The sequence below is a fragment of the Geodermatophilus sp. SYSU D00710 genome (assembly GCF_054050195.1).
Genome location: NZ_JBJGYX010000007.1, coordinates 121721 through 138068, shown reverse-complemented (window position 1 = coordinate 138068; position 16348 = coordinate 121721). Strand labels below are relative to the sequence as shown.

Below are 16348 nucleotides of genomic sequence, written 5' to 3'. Positions count from 1 at the left end.
GGCAGCCGGGGGAGGACCCTCCCCCGGCTGCCGGAGGACTCACGGGAGCAGCAGCTCCTGACCGACGTAGATCCGGTTCGGGTCGCTGCACTCGTCGCGGTTGGCGGCCCACAGCGCCCGCCAGCCACCGTCGACGCCCTGCGCCCTCGCGATCTTGCCGAGGGTGTCGCCGCTCTTCACGACGTAGGAGCCGCCGTCACCGTCGCCGCGGTCCCAGCGGGAGCCGCGGTCCCAGCTGCGGTCGGCGTCCTCGGCCGGTGCCGGTGCCGGTGCCGGCTCCTCGGCGGCCGGAGCGGGAGCGGGGGCCGGAGCGGCGGCCGGCTCCTGAGCCGGCGCGGGGGCCGGGGCAGCCGCGGCCTCGGGCGAGCCCGCCTCCGGCGCCGACGGGTCGAGGTTCTTGCCGCAGGTCGGCCAGGCGCCCGGGCCCTGGACGTCGAGCGTGGCCTCGGCGACGGCGATCTGCTGCGCCTTGGTCGCCAGGTCGGCGCGCGGGGCGTGGTCGAGGCCGCCGAAGGCCTCCCAGGTGCTCTGGCTGAACTGCAGGCCGCCGTAGTAGCCGTTGCCGGTGTTGATGCTCCAGTTGCCGCTGGACTCGCACTGGGCGACGGCGTCCCAGTCGTTGGGGGCGGCGGCCGATGCCGGGCCGGCCGCGACGCCGATCGCGGCCGCGGCCACGCCGGTCGTCACGAGGGCACGGCGGAGGAAGGACGTGGACGTGCGCATGCGGGATCTCCGATCCGCCGCCTGCGAGGTGAGCTGTCGGGTTCGGAGCGATCGGTGCCCCGGCCGCACGTGTGCGGCTTCACCCCCAGGCGCTGCGTCCGGCCCCCGTGACCGCGGCGCACACGCCGAGATGGGTCCCCCACCCCCGTCCTGGCGGTGCAGGAGGAACGGAGCCCGGCGGACGGGGTTCGGCGGACCGGCTCCGGCACGCCGCCGTCGGTCGGCCGCGTGCGGGAGCCAAGGTAACGGTCGCATCACGGGACGGCACACCGGCCCCACCCGTCACGGCGTGCCGCCCGGCGTCCCGGGTCCGGCCCGGGCGCGGCACCGCAGGTCACGGCGGCGCCGGGCGGCGCCGCCGTGACCTCCGTCTCATCCTCGGACGAGCAGCGCCACGGGCAGCCGGTCGAGCAGGCCCGCCACGGGCGCCCCGCCGGCGTCGGCCACGACCCGGGTGCCGGTCAGCACGTCGCGCCAGGCGCCCGTGGGCAGCGCCAGCGCGGTGTCGCCCCAGCCGGTGGCGGCCAGCGCCACGGGCAGCCGGGTCGCCACCGTGACCGCTCCGCCCCGGTCGAAGGCGACGACGGAGCCGGCCGCGCTGCCGGTGGCCTCGACCGGCGTGTAGCCGGAGAACAGCTCCGGGGAGTCCCGGCGCAGCCGCAGCGCCCGGGAGGTGACCAGCAGCTTGGCCGCGCCGGTGTCGTCGACCCCGGGCACCTCGCCGCCGTCGAGGCGGGCCAGCAGCCGCCGGCGCTCGTCGTAGTCGACCGGGCGGCGGTTGTCGGGGTCGACCAGCGAGCGGTCCTCCAGCTCGGTGCCCTGGTAGACGTCGGGGACGCCGGGCATGGTCAGCTGCACGAGCTTCTGCGCCAGCGCGTTGGACCGCCCGGCCGGGCCGATGCGGGCGACGAACGCCTCGATCTCGGCGTTGGTCACCGGGTCGTCGTACGCGGCGTCGACCATCCCGTGCAACTGCGCCTCGAAGGCCTCGTCGACGTCGGTCCACGTCGTCGAGGTGCCCGCCTCCCGGGCGGCCTTCTCGGCGTAGGCGTGCGCCCGCTCGCGCGACAGCGGCCAGGCGCCGACCAGGTTCTGCCACACCAGGTGCGCCAGCGGCCGATCGGGCAGCGGGTGGCGCGCGAGCCAGCCGCGCACCAGGTCCGCCCACTCGGTGGGCACCTCGGCGAGCACGGCCAGCCGGGCCCGGGTGTCCTCGCTGCGCTTGGTGTCGTGCGTGGTCAGCGTGGTCATCGACTCGGGCTTGCGCGCCAGCCGCCGGGCCTGCGCCTCGTGGAACTCCGCGACCGTGCTGCCGAACCGGGCCGGGTCGCCGCCCACCTCGTTGAGCACCACGAACCGGGCCCACCGGTAGTAGGCGCTGTCCTCGACGCCCTTGGCCATCACCGGGCCGCTGGTCTGCTCGAACCGGGTGGCCGCCTCGGTGCCGGCCCGCGCCAGCACCGGGTGCAGCGCGTCGACCGCGGCGACCAGGTCGGGACGGCGGTCGCGGACGGCGGCCACCGTGGCGTCGAGGTGCTCGCGGCCGTCGGGCAGGTAGGTGCGGTAGACGTCGAAGCTGGCCAGGAGCTCGGCCAGCGCCTCCTCCTCGGTCCCGACGTCGATCCCGGGCAGTTCGCCGATGACCCGCACCAGGCGGGCGACCTCCGAGCCGAGGCTGCCGTCGGTGACCTCGCGCTTGCAGTCGTGCACCAGCCGCGCGTAGTCGACCTCGCGGCCCGACAGCCCGGTGTCCAGCGCGGTCAGCGCCGCCTCCCCGGCCGGGTCGACCAGCACGTCGTCGACCTCGGCGAGGGCGTCGTAGCCGGTGGTGCCGGCGGTCCGCCAGCTCTCCGGGAGGTCCTCGCCGGGCTCGAGGATCTTCTCGACCACCGTCCAGCGTCCGCCCGAGGCCTCGGCCAGCCGGTCGAGGTAGCCCTTCGGGTCGGCCAGGCCGTCGGGGTGGTCGATGCGCAGCCCGTCGACGGCGCCGTCGGCCACCAGTTCCAGCACCAGCTCGTGGGTGGCGCGGAAGACCTCGGGGTCCTCCACCCGCAGCCCGGCGAGGGTGTTGATGGCGAAGAAGCGCCGGTAGTTGAGGTCGGAGTCCGCCCGCCGCCAGTCGACCAGCTCGTAGTGCTGCCGGTCGTGCACCTCCTGCGGGGTCCCCTCCCCGGTGCCGGGGGCGATGGGGAAGCGGTTGTCGTAGTAGCGGAGCTCCCCGTCGACGACCTCGAGCTTCTCCACGTCGTCGGCGGAGCCGAGCACCGGGATGCGCACCCGGCCGCCGAAGTCCCAGTCGATGTCGAACGCCGCCGCGTGCGTGCTGTCCCGCCCGTGCCGCAGCACGTCCCACCACCACGGCGCCTCGGCCGGGTCGGCCACGCCCATGTGGTTGGGCACCAGGTCGAGCACCAGCCCCAGGCCGTGCTCGTGCAGTGCGGCGACGAACCGGTCCAGGCCCGCCCGCCCGCCGCGCGACTCGTCGACGTGCGCGTGGTCGACCGTGTCGTACCCGTGCGTGCTGCCCGCCGCCGCGCGCAGCAGGGGCGAGGAGTAGGCGTGGCTGACACCGAGGTCGGCCAGGTAGCCGACCACGGCGGCGGCGTCGTCGAGGGTGAAGTCGGCGGTCACCTGCAGCCGGTAGGTCGCCGTGGGGACGGCCCGCCGGCGCTCCTGGCCCGTCGGGTCGCTCACGAGCGGCGCTTGGCCGACAGCACGACCATGGACCGGTCCTGCAGGGTCAGCGACTCGCCCGGCTTGAGCTCGACGCGCTCGACCTCGCCCAACTCGGCGGTGTCGAGGACGACGGTCCACACCTGCGCGTACTCCTCGGGCGGCAGGGCGAACTCGATCGGCTCGTGGTGGGCGTTGAAGGCCAGGAAGAAGTGGTCGTCGACGACGTCCTCGCCCCGCTCGTCGGTGGACCGGATGCCGTGCCCGTTGAGGTACATGCCGATCGACTTGGCGTAGCCGGCGTCCCAGTCGTCCTCGGTCATGAGGTCACCGGAGGGGGTCAGCCAGGCGATGTCCTGCACCGGCTCGCCCTCCGCCCGGCGGACCGGGCGGCCGTGGAAGAAGCGCCGCCGCCGGAACGTCGGGTGCTCGGTGCGCAGCCGGGTGACCAGCTTGGTGAACTCCAGCAGCCCCTCGTCGACCTCGTCCCAGTGGATCCAGGTCAGCGGGGAGTCCTGGCAGTAGCCGTTGTTGTTGCCCCTCTGCGTGCGGCCCAGCTCGTCGCCGTGCAGCAGCATGGGCACGCCCTGGCTGAGCATCAGCGTGGCGAGGAAGTTGCGCCGCTGGCGGGCGCGCAGGGTGAGCACCTTCGGGTCGGTCGTGGGTCCCTCGACGCCGCAGTTCCAGCTGCGGTTGTGGCTCTCGCCGTCGTTGTTGCCCTCGCCGTTGGCCTCGTTGTGCTTCTCGTTGTAGGAGACCAGGTCGGTGAGCGTGAAGCCGTCGTGCGCGGTGACGAAGTTGATGCTGGCCACCGGCCGCCGCCCGGAGTGCTGGTAGAGGTCCGAGGAGCCGGTGATCCGGCTGGCGAACTCCCCGACCGTGGCGCTCTCCCCGCGCCAGAAGTCGCGCACCGTGTCGCGGTACTTGCCGTTCCACTCCGTCCACAGCGCCGGGAAGTTGCCCACCTGGTAGCCGCCCTCGCCGACGTCCCACGGCTCGGCGATCAGCTTCACCTGGCTGACCACCGGGTCCTGGTGCACCAGGTCGAAGAACGCCGAGAGCCGGTCGACGTCGTGCAGCTCGCGGGCCAGCGCCGAGGCGAGGTCGAAACGGAACCCGTCGACGTGCATCTCGGTGACCCAGTACCGCAGCGAGTCCATGATCAGCTGCAGTGCCTGCGGCGTCCGGGCGTTGAGCGTGTTCCCGGTGCCGGTGTAGTCCATGTAGTACTGCGGGTCGTCCTCGACCAGCCGGTAGTACGCGCGGTTGTCGATGCCCTTGAACGACAGCGTCGGCCCGAGGTGGTTGCCCTCGGCGGTGTGGTTGTAGACCACGTCGAGGATGACCTCGATGCCCGCCTCGTGCAGGGTGCGGACCATCCCCTTGAACTCCTGCACCTGCATGCCGTTGTCGGTGTTGCTCGCGTACTCGTCGTGCGGCGCGAAGAACCCGATGGTGTTGTAGCCCCAGTAGTTGCGCAGGCCCTTCTGCTGGAGGGTGTCGTCCTGCACGAACTGGTGGACCGGCATGAGCTCGATCGCGGTGACGCCCAGGCCCTGCAGGTAGGAGACGACGGCGGGGTGTGCGATGCCGGCGTAGGTGCCGCGCAGCTCCTCGGGCACGTCGGGGTGGGTCATGGTCAGGCCCTTGACGTGGGCCTCGTAGATGACCGTCTTGTGGTACGGCGTCCTCGGCGGGCGGTCGACGCCCCAGTCGAAGTACGGGTTGACGACGACGGACTTCGGCATGTGCGCCGCGGAGTCCTCGTCGTTGCGCTCGCCGGTGTCGAAGTCGTAGCCGAAGACCGACGGGTCCCAGTCGATCTGGCCGTCGATGGCCTTCGCGTAGGGGTCGAGCAGCAGCTTGTTCGGGTTGCAGCGCAGCCCCTGCGCGGGGTCGTAGGGGCCGTGCACGCGGTAGCCGTAGCGCTGCCCGGGCTGGATGCCGGGCAGGAACGCGTGCCACACGTAGCCGTCCATCTCCGGCAGCCGGACGCGGGTCTCGGTGCCGTCGTCGTCGAACAGACACAGTTCGACCTTCTCGGCCACCTCGCTGAAGATCGCGAAGTTGGTGCCGGTGCCGTCGAACGTGGCTCCGAGGGGATAGGCCGTTCCGGGCCACACCTGGGTCATGGACGTGTTTCCTCCTGCACGGGCGCCCCCGGCGGGGTCAGGGGGCGCGGTGGCCCCCCGCCACGACCGTCGGCAGGGGGTCTGGGCACAGGGTGCCCGCGCGTCCCTTGCCCGATCGGGGCGGCTCCACACCTGACGCGGCGGAGGTCACGTCCGCGCCTCCCGCCCGCCGGCCGGGGCGTCCCGGACGACGACGCCCCCCGCGGCAGGCCGCGGGGGGCGTCGTGCGCAGGTCCGGCGGTGCCGTCGGTGGCCCGGTCCGGGGAGCGCGTCGCGGGGTCCGACCTCGCCCGGCGTCCGGGTGGCACTGGTCCCTGGCGCGCGCTCCTGCGAGGCGTCACGCTAGCGCCCGGGCCGCACCGGCACGAGCACCGAGGCCGCGATCGGTCAACCGGCGGCGTCCCCCGGTCCCGTCCGTCGCAGGGGCCACGTCCGGTCCCACCGGTTTCTGTCGCCGGTCGGTCGTACCGTCGTTCCCGTGCGCGCGACCACCGACATCCGGCCCACCCAGGGGCGTTTCCGCGTCGTCAGCGAGTTCCAGCCCTCGGGCGACCAGCCGGCCGCGATCGAGGCGCTCGCCCGGCGGGTGAACTCCGGCGAGACGGACTCCGTGCTCCTCGGCGCCACCGGCACGGGCAAGTCGGCGACCACGGCCTGGCTCATCGAGCAGGTGCAGCGGCCCACCCTGGTGATGGCGCCGAACAAGACGCTCGCCGCGCAGCTGGCCAACGAGTTCCGGGAGCTGCTGCCCGACAACGCCGTCGAGTACTTCGTCTCGTACTACGACTACTACCAGCCCGAGGCCTACGTCCCGCAGACCGACACCTACATCGAGAAGGACTCCTCGATCAACGAGGAGGTCGAGCGGCTGCGGCACTCCGCCACCCAGGCGTTGCTCACCCGGCGCGACGTCGTCGTGGTCGCCACCGTGTCCTGCATCTACGGCCTGGGCACCCCGCAGGAGTACGTCGACCGCGCGCTGCGGATCTCGGTGGGGGAGGAGCGCGACCGCGACGAGCTGCTGCGCACGCTGGTCGAGGAGCAGTACACCCGCAACGACCTGTCCTTCACCCGCGGCACGTTCCGGGTGCGCGGCGACACGATCGAGGTCTTCCCGGTCTACGAGGAGCTCGCCGTCCGGATCGAGATGTTCGGCGACGAGGTCGAGCGGCTGTACTACCTGCACCCGCTGACCGGCGAGGTGGTCCGCGAGGTCGAGGAGCTGTTCGTCTTCCCGGCCACCCACTACGTCGCCGGCCCCGAGCGCATGGAGCGGGCCATCGCCGCCATCGAGGCCGAGCTCGAGCAGCGGCTGGCCGAGCTGGAGCGGCAGGGCAAGCTGCTGGAGGCCCAGCGGCTGCGCATGCGCACCACCTACGACATCGAGATGATGCGCCAGGTCGGCTTCTGCTCCGGCATCGAGAACTACTCCCGGCACATCGACGGCCGCGCGGCGGGCTCGGCCGGTGCCTGTCTCATCGACTACTTCCCCGACGACTTCCTGCTCGTCATCGACGAGTCGCACGTCACCGTCCCGCAGATCGGCGGCATGTACGAGGGCGACATGAGCCGCAAGCGGACGCTGGTCGAGCACGGCTTCCGGCTGCCCTCGGCGATGGACAACCGCCCGCTGAAGTGGGAGGAGTTCACCGACCGGATCGGCCAGACGGTCTACCTGTCGGCGACGCCGGGGCCCTTCGAGCTCGGCCGGGTCCAGGGCGACGTCGTCGAGCAGGTCATCCGCCCGACCGGCCTGGTCGACCCCGAGGTCGTGGTCAAGCCGACCAAGGGCCAGATCGACGACCTGGTGCACGAGATCCGGGTGCGGGTGGAGAAGGACGAGCGGGTCCTGGTCACCACGCTGACCAAGAAGATGGCCGAGGACCTCACCGACTACCTGCTCGAGCTGGGCATCAAGGTGCGGTACCTGCACTCCGAGGTCGACACCCTGCGCCGGGTGGAGCTGCTGCGGGAACTCCGGCAGGGCGAGTACGACGTGCTGGTCGGCATCAACCTGCTGCGCGAGGGGCTCGACCTGCCCGAGGTGTCCCTGGTGGCCATCCTCGACGCCGACAAGGAGGGCTTCCTCCGCTCGGGCACCTCGCTGATCCAGACGATCGGCCGCGCCGCCCGCAACGTGTCCGGGCAGGTGCACATGTACGCCGACACGATCACCCCCTCGATGGCGACGGCGATCGAGGAGACCAACCGGCGCCGCGAGAAGCAGATCGCCTACAACCGCGAGCGCGGCATCGACCCGCAGCCGCTGCGCAAGAAGATCGTCGACATCCTCGACGGCATCTACCGCGAGGCCGAGGACGGCGGCGCGGAGCTGGTCGGGGGCTCGGGCCGCCAGCAGTCGCGCGGCAAGGCGCCGGTCCCGGGGCTGTCGTCGAAGACCCGGGGGAAGGCCGGCGCCATCGACGTCCAGGGCCTGCCACGGGCGGAGCTGGCCGACCTGATCAGCCAGATGAACGAGCAGATGCTCGCCGCCGCCCGCGAGCTGCAGTTCGAGGTGGCCGCCCGGCTGCGCGACGAGCTGTCCGAGCTGAAGAAGGAGCTGCGCCAGCTCGACGCCGCCCACGCGTAGGGAGGCGGACGCAACCGTCCGGATCCGGCGGGAACCCGGAACGGTCCACCGGCCGTTGGCCGTTGCGGACCTCCCCGTGTGGCGTACCGCGCCGTGCGGGTACCGGTCCCGCGTGGAGGGGAGTATCCCGACGCGGTGGTGTCGTCAGCACGGGCCGCAGCGCCCCGGCGCCATCGGCCGACCGGTCCCCGGTCGGTGGGAGAGACCTCTGGTGCTGACAGCTGCCAGTGGACCGGAGGTACCGCCTGATGGACGTCCCACTCTGGGTGTGGGGGATCACCGTCGGAGCGATCGTGGCCATGATCGCGTTCGACTTCATCGGCCACGTGCGCACGCCGCACGCGCCCACCCTGCGCGAGTCCGCGACCTGGTCGGCGATCTACGTCGCCCTCGCCGTGGTCTTCGGGATCCTGGTCTGGCTGTTCGCCGGCGCGCAGTACGGCGGTGAGTACTTCGCCGGCTACATCACCGAGAAGAGCCTCTCGGTGGACAACCTGTTCGTCTTCGTGCTGATCATGGCCAGCTTCGCGGTGCCCCGGGAGCTGCAGCAGAAGGTGCTGCTGTTCGGCATCGCCTTCGCCCTCGCCCTGCGGACGGTCTTCATCTTCCTCGGCGCCGCGGCGATCGAGAACTTCAGCTGGGTCTTCTACCTCTTCGGCGCGTTCCTGATCTACACCGCCATCGCGCAGGCGCGGGCCAGCGGCCACGACGACGACGAGTTCAAGGAGAACGCGTTCCTCCGGCTCACCCGGAAGATCGTGCCGACCACGCAGGAGTACCACTCCGACCGGATGACCACGAAGATCGACGGCAAGCGGTACATCACCCCGCTGGCCATCGCGCTGGTCGCCATCGGCAGCGCCGACATCCTCTTCGCGGTCGACTCGATCCCGGCGATCTTCGGCCTGACGCAGGAGACCTTCCTGGTCTTCACCGCCAACGCCTTCTCGCTGCTGGGCCTGCGGCAGCTGTTCTTCCTCATCGACGGCCTGCTCGACCGGCTGGTCTACCTGCACTACGGCCTGGCGGTCATCCTCGGCTTCATCGGCATCAAGCTGCTCATCCACGCGCTGCACGAGAACGAGCTGCCGTTCATCAACGGCGGTGAGCACGTGACCGTGATCCCCGAGGTGCCGACCTGGCTGTCGCTGGCGGTCATCGTCGTCACCCTGTTCGTCACCACCGTCGCGAGCCTCGCGCGCAGTCGCCGGGACGCCCGCGAGGCCGCCGCGCAGGGCACCGTCGGCCGGGGCGCGGCCGCGGTGGCCGGCGAGACCGGGGTCCCGACCGCGGAGCGGCAGAGCGAGGACCAGCCGCGGCCGGCGACCCGGCCCGCACCACCGGCCTGACCGCGGTCCGCGGGGTCACCCGGGCGGGGCACCCCGCCCGCGTGGCCGAGCCTGTTGCTCCCGGTGACCGTGCGGCAGTATCCGAGACACGTCCGCTCCGCCGGGTGCCCGACCGGGGCCCGGCGCAGCGGTGCCGGGGGACAGCGCCGGGCGCCCGCGCCTGCGCACCCGCCCGGTGGCGCCGGCCCGTCCGGCGTGCTGCGCCAGCGGCGACCGCCGTTGCGTGACCGACAGTGACATGGGAGTCCAACTGATGGGTGTCAGCCTCTCCAAGGGCGGGAACGTCTCGCTGACCAAGGAGGCGCCGGGCCTGACCGCGGTGAACGTGGGCCTGGGCTGGGACGTCAACACGTTCTCCGGGGGCGACTTCGACCTCGACGCGTCGGCGATCATGGTCGACGCCGGTGGCAAGGTCACCCCCGACGACTCGGGCTTCGTCTTCTTCAACAACCTCCGCAGCCCCGACGGCTCGGTCGTCCACGTCGGTGACAACCTCACCGGTCAGGGCGAGGGCGACGACGAGGTCATCCAGGTCAACCTGGCCGGGGTCCCGCCGACGGTCGACAAGATCGTCTTCCCGGTCTCGATCTACGACGCCGACAACCGCAAGCAGAACTTCGGCGCCGTGCGCAACGCCTTCATCCGCGTCGTCAACCAGGCCAACGGCTCGGAGATCGCCCGGTACGACCTCACCGAGGACGCCTCGGTCGAGACCGCCATGGTGTTCGGCGAGCTCTACCGCAACGGCCCGGACTGGAAGTTCCGCGCCGTCGGCCAGGGCTACGCCTCCGGCCTGCGCGGCATCGCCCAGGACTTCGGCGTCAACGTCGGCTGACCGCCACCGGGCCCGGACGGCACCCGTCCGGGCCCGGTGCCCCCGCGCGCGCCGGCCCCTCCCGTTCCGGGTCTCCCCGACGTACTGTCCCCGCGCTTCCGACCCAGCCCCCGAGACCCGGAGGTCCCGCCCCGCCATGCCCGCTGCCCCGGTGGCCGCCGTCCACCCGCCCGCACCCCGCTCCCTCGGCTGAGCGGCGGCAGCGTGGTCCACGTCCTGACCCGGGGCGGCAACGTCGGTCTGGCCCAGGCCGGCCTCACCGGTCCCGTCGTCGTCACCCTCACCTGGAACCCGGCGCCGGGCGTCGACGCCGACCTCTCGGCGTTCCTCACCACCGGCGCCGGCCGGGTCCGCAGCGACGACGACTTCGTCTTCTACAACCAGCCCGCGGGTGCCGGCGGCGCGGTGGGCCACCTCGGCAAGTCCGTCCGCGGCGGCGTCACCGTCGACCAGGTCCGCATCGACCCGGCCGCGCTGCCCGCCGACGTGGAGAAGGTCGTCATCGGCGCCTCCCTCGACGGCGCGGGCACCTTCGGCGGGCTCACCGGCCTCGCCGTCGAGGTGTCGCCCGACGGCGGCGCCCCGGCGGCGGTCCGCTGCGAGCTGGCCGCCGGACCGGAGACCGCGCTGGTCTTCGCCGAGGTCTACCGCCGCGGGGCCGACTGGAAGGTCCGCGCGGTCGGGCAGGGCTACACCGGCGGCCTGGCGGCCATGGCCACCGACGTCGGCGTCAGCGTCGACGAGGAGCCCGCCGCCCCGCCGCCCGCCCCTGCCGCGAGCGCGCCGCCGGTCAGCATGGAGAAGCGGCGGCTGGTCGACCTCGAGAAGAAGCTCGCCACGCAGGCGCCGCAGATGCTCAGCCTGGTCAAGTCCGCCGGGGTCAGCCTGGAGAAGCGCGGCCTGGGCGAGCACACCGCCCGGGTGGCGCTGGTCCTCGACATCTCCGGCTCGATGGCCGCGCTCTACCGCGCCGGCGCCGTCCAGCGGCTGGCCGAGCGGGTGCTCGCGCTGGGCCTGCGCTTCGACGACGACGGCGTCGTCGACGTCTTCCTCTTCGGCAAGGACGTGCACCGGCCCGAGCCGGGTCTGCGGCTGGAGGGCCACCAGCAGTACATCGCCGAGCTCACCTCCCGGTACCCGCTGGAGTACGACACCCGCTACGGCGCCGCGATGGCCGCCGTCCGGCAGGCCTACTTCGGCGACAGCCGCGAGCGCGTGGAGCCGCAGCCGGCGCAGGTGCCCGTCTACGTCATGTTCCTGACCGACGGCGCCCCCAGTGACAAGGCGGTCGCCACCCGGCAGATCCGGTCGGCGTCCTACGAGCCGGTGTTCTGGCAGTTCATGGGCATCGGCCCGGAGCGGCAGTTCTCCTACCTGCAGCGACTCGACGACCTCGAGGGCCGCTACACCGACAACGCCGACTTCTTCGCCGTCGACCAGGACGACCTGATGGGCCGCCGGCCGATCAGCGACGACGCGCTGTTCGACCGGCTGATGACCGAGTACCCCGGCTGGCTGCGCCGGGCGCGCGCCCAGGGCCTGCTGCGTCCCTGAGCCGCACCTGCCCGAGACCCACACCGGCCGTCCAGGCCCCGTCCAGCCCGCATCCAGCAGAGGGTGAGAGGGATCGACCGTGCGCCACTTCGCCTACCTGACCGACGACGAGCGGGAGCGGCTGTTCGCCGTCCCGCCGGGGGAGGTCGGCCCCGCCACGCCGCGCGCCATGCTGGCGCTAGCGCTGGGCGCGACGCTCTACACCCCCGGCACCCGGCCGCTGCTGGACGCCGATGCCGCCCGTGCCGCCGCGGCCGGGGCCACGAGCACCGTGTGGTGCCTCGAGGACGCCATCCCGCACGCCGCCGTGGGGGAGGCCGAGGCCAACGTCGTCGCGGCGCTGCAGCGCATCGACCGCCGGGTGGCCGAGGGCGACACCGCCCCGCTGCCGCTGGTGTTCGTGCGGGTGCGCACGCCCGAGCAGATCCGCTCGATCGCCGTCGGGGCGGGCGCGGCGCTGTCCCGGCTGACCGGGTTCAGCCTGCCCAAGGCCACCGGTGCCACCCTCGGGCCGATGCTCGAGGCGATCGCCGAGGTCAGCTCGGCCACCGGCCACCCGCTGTACGGCATGCCCATCCTCGAGACGCCCGACCTCGCGTGGCGGGAGAGCCGCGCCGACGCGCTGGCCGCCCTCGCCGAGGTGGTCGCCGCCCACCGCGAGCAGGTGCTGTGCCTGCGCGTGGGCGGCACCGACCTGTCGGGGCTGTTCGGCCTGCGCCGCGACCGCGACACCACCATCTGGGACGTCGCCGTGGTCCGCGACTGCCTGGCCGACGTGGTCAACCGCTTCACCCGGGGCGGTGAGCACGTGGTCACCGGCGCGGTCTGGGAGCACATCCCCGGCCCGCGGCTGTTCAAGCCGCAGCTGCGGCAGTCGCCGTTCACCGAGCAGCACGAGGGCCGGCTGCGGCAGCGGATGATCGCCGGCGACCTCGACGGCCTGGTGCGCGAGGTCGCTCTCGACAAGGCCAACGGGGTGCTCGGCAAGACCGTCATCCACCCGGCGCACGTGGCGGTGGTCAACGCGCTGCTCACCGTCTCCCGCACCGAGTACGACGACGCCCTCGAGATCCTCACCGCCCGCGGCCGCGGCGGGATCGCGGTGTCCGAGAACGGGCGGATGAACGAGATCGGCCCGCACGCGCTGTGGGCCGAGCTGATCAGCCGCCGCGCCGCCGTGTACGGCGTGGTCGCCGACGAGGCCGCGCTGGTCGACCTGCTCTCGGCCGGGGAGCGCCGGCTGGCCGAGGTGTTCGGCGGGAACGAGGTCCACCGGGCGTGACCACCACGATCACCGGTGCCCCCTGGCTGGGCGGCACCGTCTCCGCGCTGCTCGGCGTGCAGGCGTCCGACCCTGGCCGCTTCGCCACGCTGTGCGGCCTCGCGCTGCGCGACAACCCGCGCCGCGCCCACCTCGTCGTCTCCCGGGTGCTCGGCAAGCACGTGCCGGTCGCCCCCGCCGACGTCCTCGCCGCCGGGCACGCGGTCGGCGACGCCGTGGCCGCCGTCCTCGGCGGCGAGCGCCCCGGCCTGGTCGTCGGCTACTGCGAGACCGCCACCGGGCTCGGCCACGCCGCGGCGGCCCGGCTCGGCGCGACCGCCCTGTCCACCACGCGGCGGGTGCACCCCGGCGTGCCCGTGGCCGCCGCGTTCGAGGAGGAGCACTCCCACGCCGTGGCCCACGCCCTGCAACCGGCCGGGCCGGTGACGCTGGCCGCGCCCGGCCCGCTGGTGCTGGTCGACGACGAGCTGACCAGCGGGCGCACCGTGCTCAACACCGTCGCCGAGCTGCACGCCCGCTGGCCGCGGTCGCGCTTCGTGATCGGCACGCTGCTCGACGCCCGGCCGCCCGCTGCCCGGGCCGCGTTCGACGAGCGGGCCGCCGCGCTGGGCGTGCGGGTCGACGTCGCCGCCGTCCTCACCACCGCGCTCACCCTCCCCGACGACGTCCTCGAGCGGGCCGCGGCCGCCCGCGCCGCGCTGCCCGGCCCGGCGCCGCTGCCCACCGGGGCGCCCGGCGCGGTCCGCGTGCACGAGGGGCTGTGGCCGGCCGGCGCGCCGACCACCGCCCGGCACGGGCTGACCGCCGCCGGCACCACCCGGCTGCACGCGGCCGCCGGCACGGCCGCCGCCGCCCTGGCGCCGGCGCTGGCCGGCAGCCGCGGCGTCCTCGTGCTCGGCACCGAGGAGCTCATGTACGCGCCCACCGTGCTCGCCACCGCCCTCGACCGGCGGCTCGCGGACGTCCCCGTCACCACCCAGTCGACCACCCGGAGCCCCGTGCACGCCGCCGACGACCCCGGCTACGCCCTGCGCCGCAGCCTGGCCTTCCCCGCTCCCGACGAGCCCGCCCGCACCTCGCGGGTGCACAACCTCGCCGACCCCGCGGCCGTCCCCCCGGCCGACCCGTGGTCGGACCTGCGCGCCGACGACGTCGTGGTCGTGGTCGACGCCCCGGCCGCCGACGCCGCGCCGCTGGCGGAGGCGCTGCGCCCGTTCGCCGCCCGCGCGGTGCACGTCGTCCCCGTGCCGCTGTCGGACCCGCTGACGGAGCCGGTCCCGTGACCGCGCTGCAGCCGCCGCTCGCGCCGGCGGTGCCCGGCCGGTTCGGCTCGTACCCCGCCGAGGACGTCACCTGGCTGCTCACCGACCTGTCCGGGGTGGCACTCGAGCGCGGCACCGAGGACCGCGAGGAGGCCATCCAGTCGGGCACCCACTACTCGGAGATGCTGCCGGTCGAGTACCAGCCCGACGACGCCTACCTCGCGCTCTTCACCAGCGCGCTGGAGGCGTCGGCGGAGCGGCTGGCGGACGCCGTCGCCCGCGTCGGCGAGCTGGTCTGGGACGCCGCGGCCGCCGCCGGGCACACCCCCGTCCTGGTCTCGCTGGCCCGGGCCGGCACGCCGATCGGCGTGCTGCTGCGGCGCTGGTTCCGGGCCTCGCGCGGCGTCGACGTGCCGCACTACACCGTCTCGATCATCCGCGGCCGCGGCATCGACCAGGTGGCGATGGCGCACGTGCTGGCCCGCCACCCGGCCGGTGCGGTGCACTTCGTCGACGGCTGGACCGGCAAGGGCGCCATCCAGCGACAGCTCACCGAGGCCGTCGCCGGCTGGGTCGCCGCGCACCCCGAGCACGCCGCGCTCGACGACCGGCTCGCCGTGCTGGCCGACCCCGGGGTGTGCACCGAGTTGTTCGGCACCCGCGACGACTTCCTCATCCCCAGCGCCTGCCTGAACAGCACGGTGTCCGGGCTGGTGTCGCGGACCGTGCTGCGCGAGGACCTCATCGGCCCGGGCATGTTCCACGGCGCGAAGTACTACGCCGAGCTCGCCGGCTCCGACGTCTCCGCGCTGTTCGTCGACACCGTGGCGGCAGCGTTCCCCGCCGTCGCCCCGGCCGACGACGTCCCCGCCGCGCGGCGCCGGCCGACCTGGGCCGGGTGGGCGGCGGTCGAGGCGATCGCCGCCGAGCACGGCATCGCTGACGTCAACCTGGTCAAGCCCGGGGTGGGGGAGACGACCCGGGTGCTGCTGCGCCGGGTGCCGTGGCAGGTGCTGGTCCGGCCCGACCGCGCCGCGGACCTGCGGCACGTCGTCGCCCTCGCGCAGGCCCGCGGGGTGCCACTGGTCGAGGTGCCCGGCCTGCCCTACTCCTGCGTCGGGCTGATCCGGCCGGTGGGCCGGTGACCGCCGTCCTGCCGGCGATCCTGGCCGCCGTCGACCTCGACCGCACGCTCATCTACTCCGCGTCCGCGGCCGGCGGCACCGACGGGCTGCGGGTCGTCGAGCACCTCGACGGCGCCCCGCTGAGCCACGCGACCCCGGCGTCGTGGGAGCTGCTGGCCGAGCTGACCCGCCGCGCCGTCCTCGTCCCGGTGACCACCCGCACCGCCGCGCAGTACGAGCGGGTGCGGCTGCCGGTGGTGCCCCGCTACGCGCTGTGCGGCAACGGCGGCGTGCTGCTCGCCGACGGCGTGCGGGACCCCGACTGGGACGCCTGGGCGGCGGCCACCGCGACGCAGGCGGCGCCGCTGGCCGAGCTGCTCGCCCCGCTGGAGGCGGTGGCCGGCGAGCCCTGGGTGCGCACCGTGCGCGCCGCCGAGGGCCTGTTCGGCTACCTGGTCGCGCACGCGCGGGAGGCGATCCCGGAGGAGTGGCTCGCCGCTGCCGGCGCCACCGCGGCCGCCGCCGGGGCCACCCTCAGCGTGCAGGGCCGCAAGGTCTACGTCGTCCCTGCTGGGCTGTCCAAGGCCGCCGGGCTGCTGCGGCTGCGCCGGCTGCTCGCGGGCACCGGCCCCGCGCCGCGGCTGCTGTGCGCAGGCGACAGCCTGCTCGACGCCCCGATGCTGCTCGCCGCCGACGCCGCCGTCCGGCCCGCGCACGGCGAGCTGCACGAGCAGGGCTGGACCGGCGCGCGGGTCGCGGTCACCGCGGCCACCGGCGCCGCGGCGGGGGAGGAGATCGTCCGCTGGCTGCTCGAGCGGACGTGA

At 74.1% G+C, this 16348-nt stretch carries 11 protein-coding genes and 1 riboswitch; of the genes, 8 read left to right on the top strand and 3 right to left on the bottom strand.

Annotated features, from left to right (window positions below; translation table 11 throughout):
• Window positions 1-39: 39 nt before the first annotated feature.
• The 3 genes from ACI78U_RS05305 to glgX form a co-directional block, all read right to left on the bottom strand.
• Window positions 40-723, bottom strand: a complete 684-nt coding sequence (locus ACI78U_RS05305; RefSeq protein ID WP_456874253.1) for a transglycosylase family protein — start codon at window positions 721-723, stop codon at window positions 40-42.
• A 3-nt stretch (window positions 724-726) separates the two neighbouring features.
• Window positions 727-852, bottom strand: a riboswitch (cyclic di-AMP (ydaO/yuaA leader).
• 243 nt (window positions 853-1095) lie between these two features.
• On the bottom strand, window positions 1096-3417 hold the full coding sequence (treY, locus tag ACI78U_RS05300) for a malto-oligosyltrehalose synthase (RefSeq protein ID WP_456874252.1): 2322 nt from the start codon (window positions 3415-3417) through the stop codon (window positions 1096-1098).
• Window positions 3414-5528, bottom strand: coding sequence for a glycogen debranching protein GlgX (gene glgX / locus ACI78U_RS05295; protein ID WP_456874251.1), 2115 nt, complete (start codon window positions 5526-5528; stop codon window positions 3414-3416). The genes treY and glgX overlap by 4 nt, the downstream gene beginning before the upstream one ends.
• Window positions 5529-6006: 478 nt before the next feature.
• Between glgX and uvrB the strand changes: the two genes are divergently transcribed.
• The 8 genes from uvrB to ACI78U_RS05255 all read left to right on the top strand — a co-directional run bounded on the left by uvrB (window position 6007) and on the right by ACI78U_RS05255 (window position 16348).
• Window positions 6007-8118, top strand: a complete 2112-nt coding sequence (gene uvrB, locus ACI78U_RS05290) for an excinuclease ABC subunit UvrB (protein ID WP_456874250.1) — start codon at window positions 6007-6009, stop codon at window positions 8116-8118.
• A 248-nt stretch (window positions 8119-8366) separates the two neighbouring features.
• Window positions 8367-9467: a TerC family protein gene (locus ACI78U_RS05285; protein ID WP_456874249.1), complete on the top strand. Its 1101-nt coding sequence runs from the start codon at window positions 8367-8369 to the stop codon at window positions 9465-9467.
• Window positions 9468-9705: 238 nt separating this feature from the next.
• The gene (locus ACI78U_RS05280; RefSeq protein WP_456874248.1) at window positions 9706-10302 is read left to right on the top strand and encodes a TerD family protein; all 597 of its coding nucleotides are present in this window, start codon (window positions 9706-9708) and stop codon (window positions 10300-10302) included.
• A 204-nt stretch (window positions 10303-10506) separates the two neighbouring features.
• Window positions 10507-11856, top strand: a complete 1350-nt coding sequence (locus tag ACI78U_RS05275; protein WP_456874247.1) for a VWA domain-containing protein — start codon at window positions 10507-10509, stop codon at window positions 11854-11856.
• A gap of 79 nt (window positions 11857-11935) precedes the next feature.
• Window positions 11936-13138 (top strand): HpcH/HpaI aldolase/citrate lyase family protein, encoded by a 1203-nt coding sequence (locus ACI78U_RS05270; RefSeq protein ID WP_456874246.1) that lies wholly within the window; start codon window positions 11936-11938, stop codon window positions 13136-13138.
• A complete protein-coding gene (locus tag ACI78U_RS05265; protein WP_456874245.1) occupies window positions 13135-14421 on the top strand; it encodes a phosphoribosyltransferase domain-containing protein in 1287 nt (428 codons plus the stop codon). The genes ACI78U_RS05270 and ACI78U_RS05265 overlap by 4 nt, the downstream gene beginning before the upstream one ends.
• Window positions 14418-15545 carry a cysteine protease StiP family protein gene (locus tag ACI78U_RS05260; protein WP_456874244.1) on the top strand — a complete coding sequence of 376 codons (1128 nt, stop codon included), beginning with the start codon at window positions 14418-14420 and terminating at the stop codon, window positions 15543-15545. The genes ACI78U_RS05265 and ACI78U_RS05260 overlap by 4 nt, the downstream gene beginning before the upstream one ends.
• A complete protein-coding gene (locus ACI78U_RS05255) occupies window positions 15542-16348 on the top strand; it encodes a hypothetical protein (protein ID WP_456874243.1) in 807 nt (268 codons plus the stop codon). The genes ACI78U_RS05260 and ACI78U_RS05255 overlap by 4 nt, the downstream gene beginning before the upstream one ends.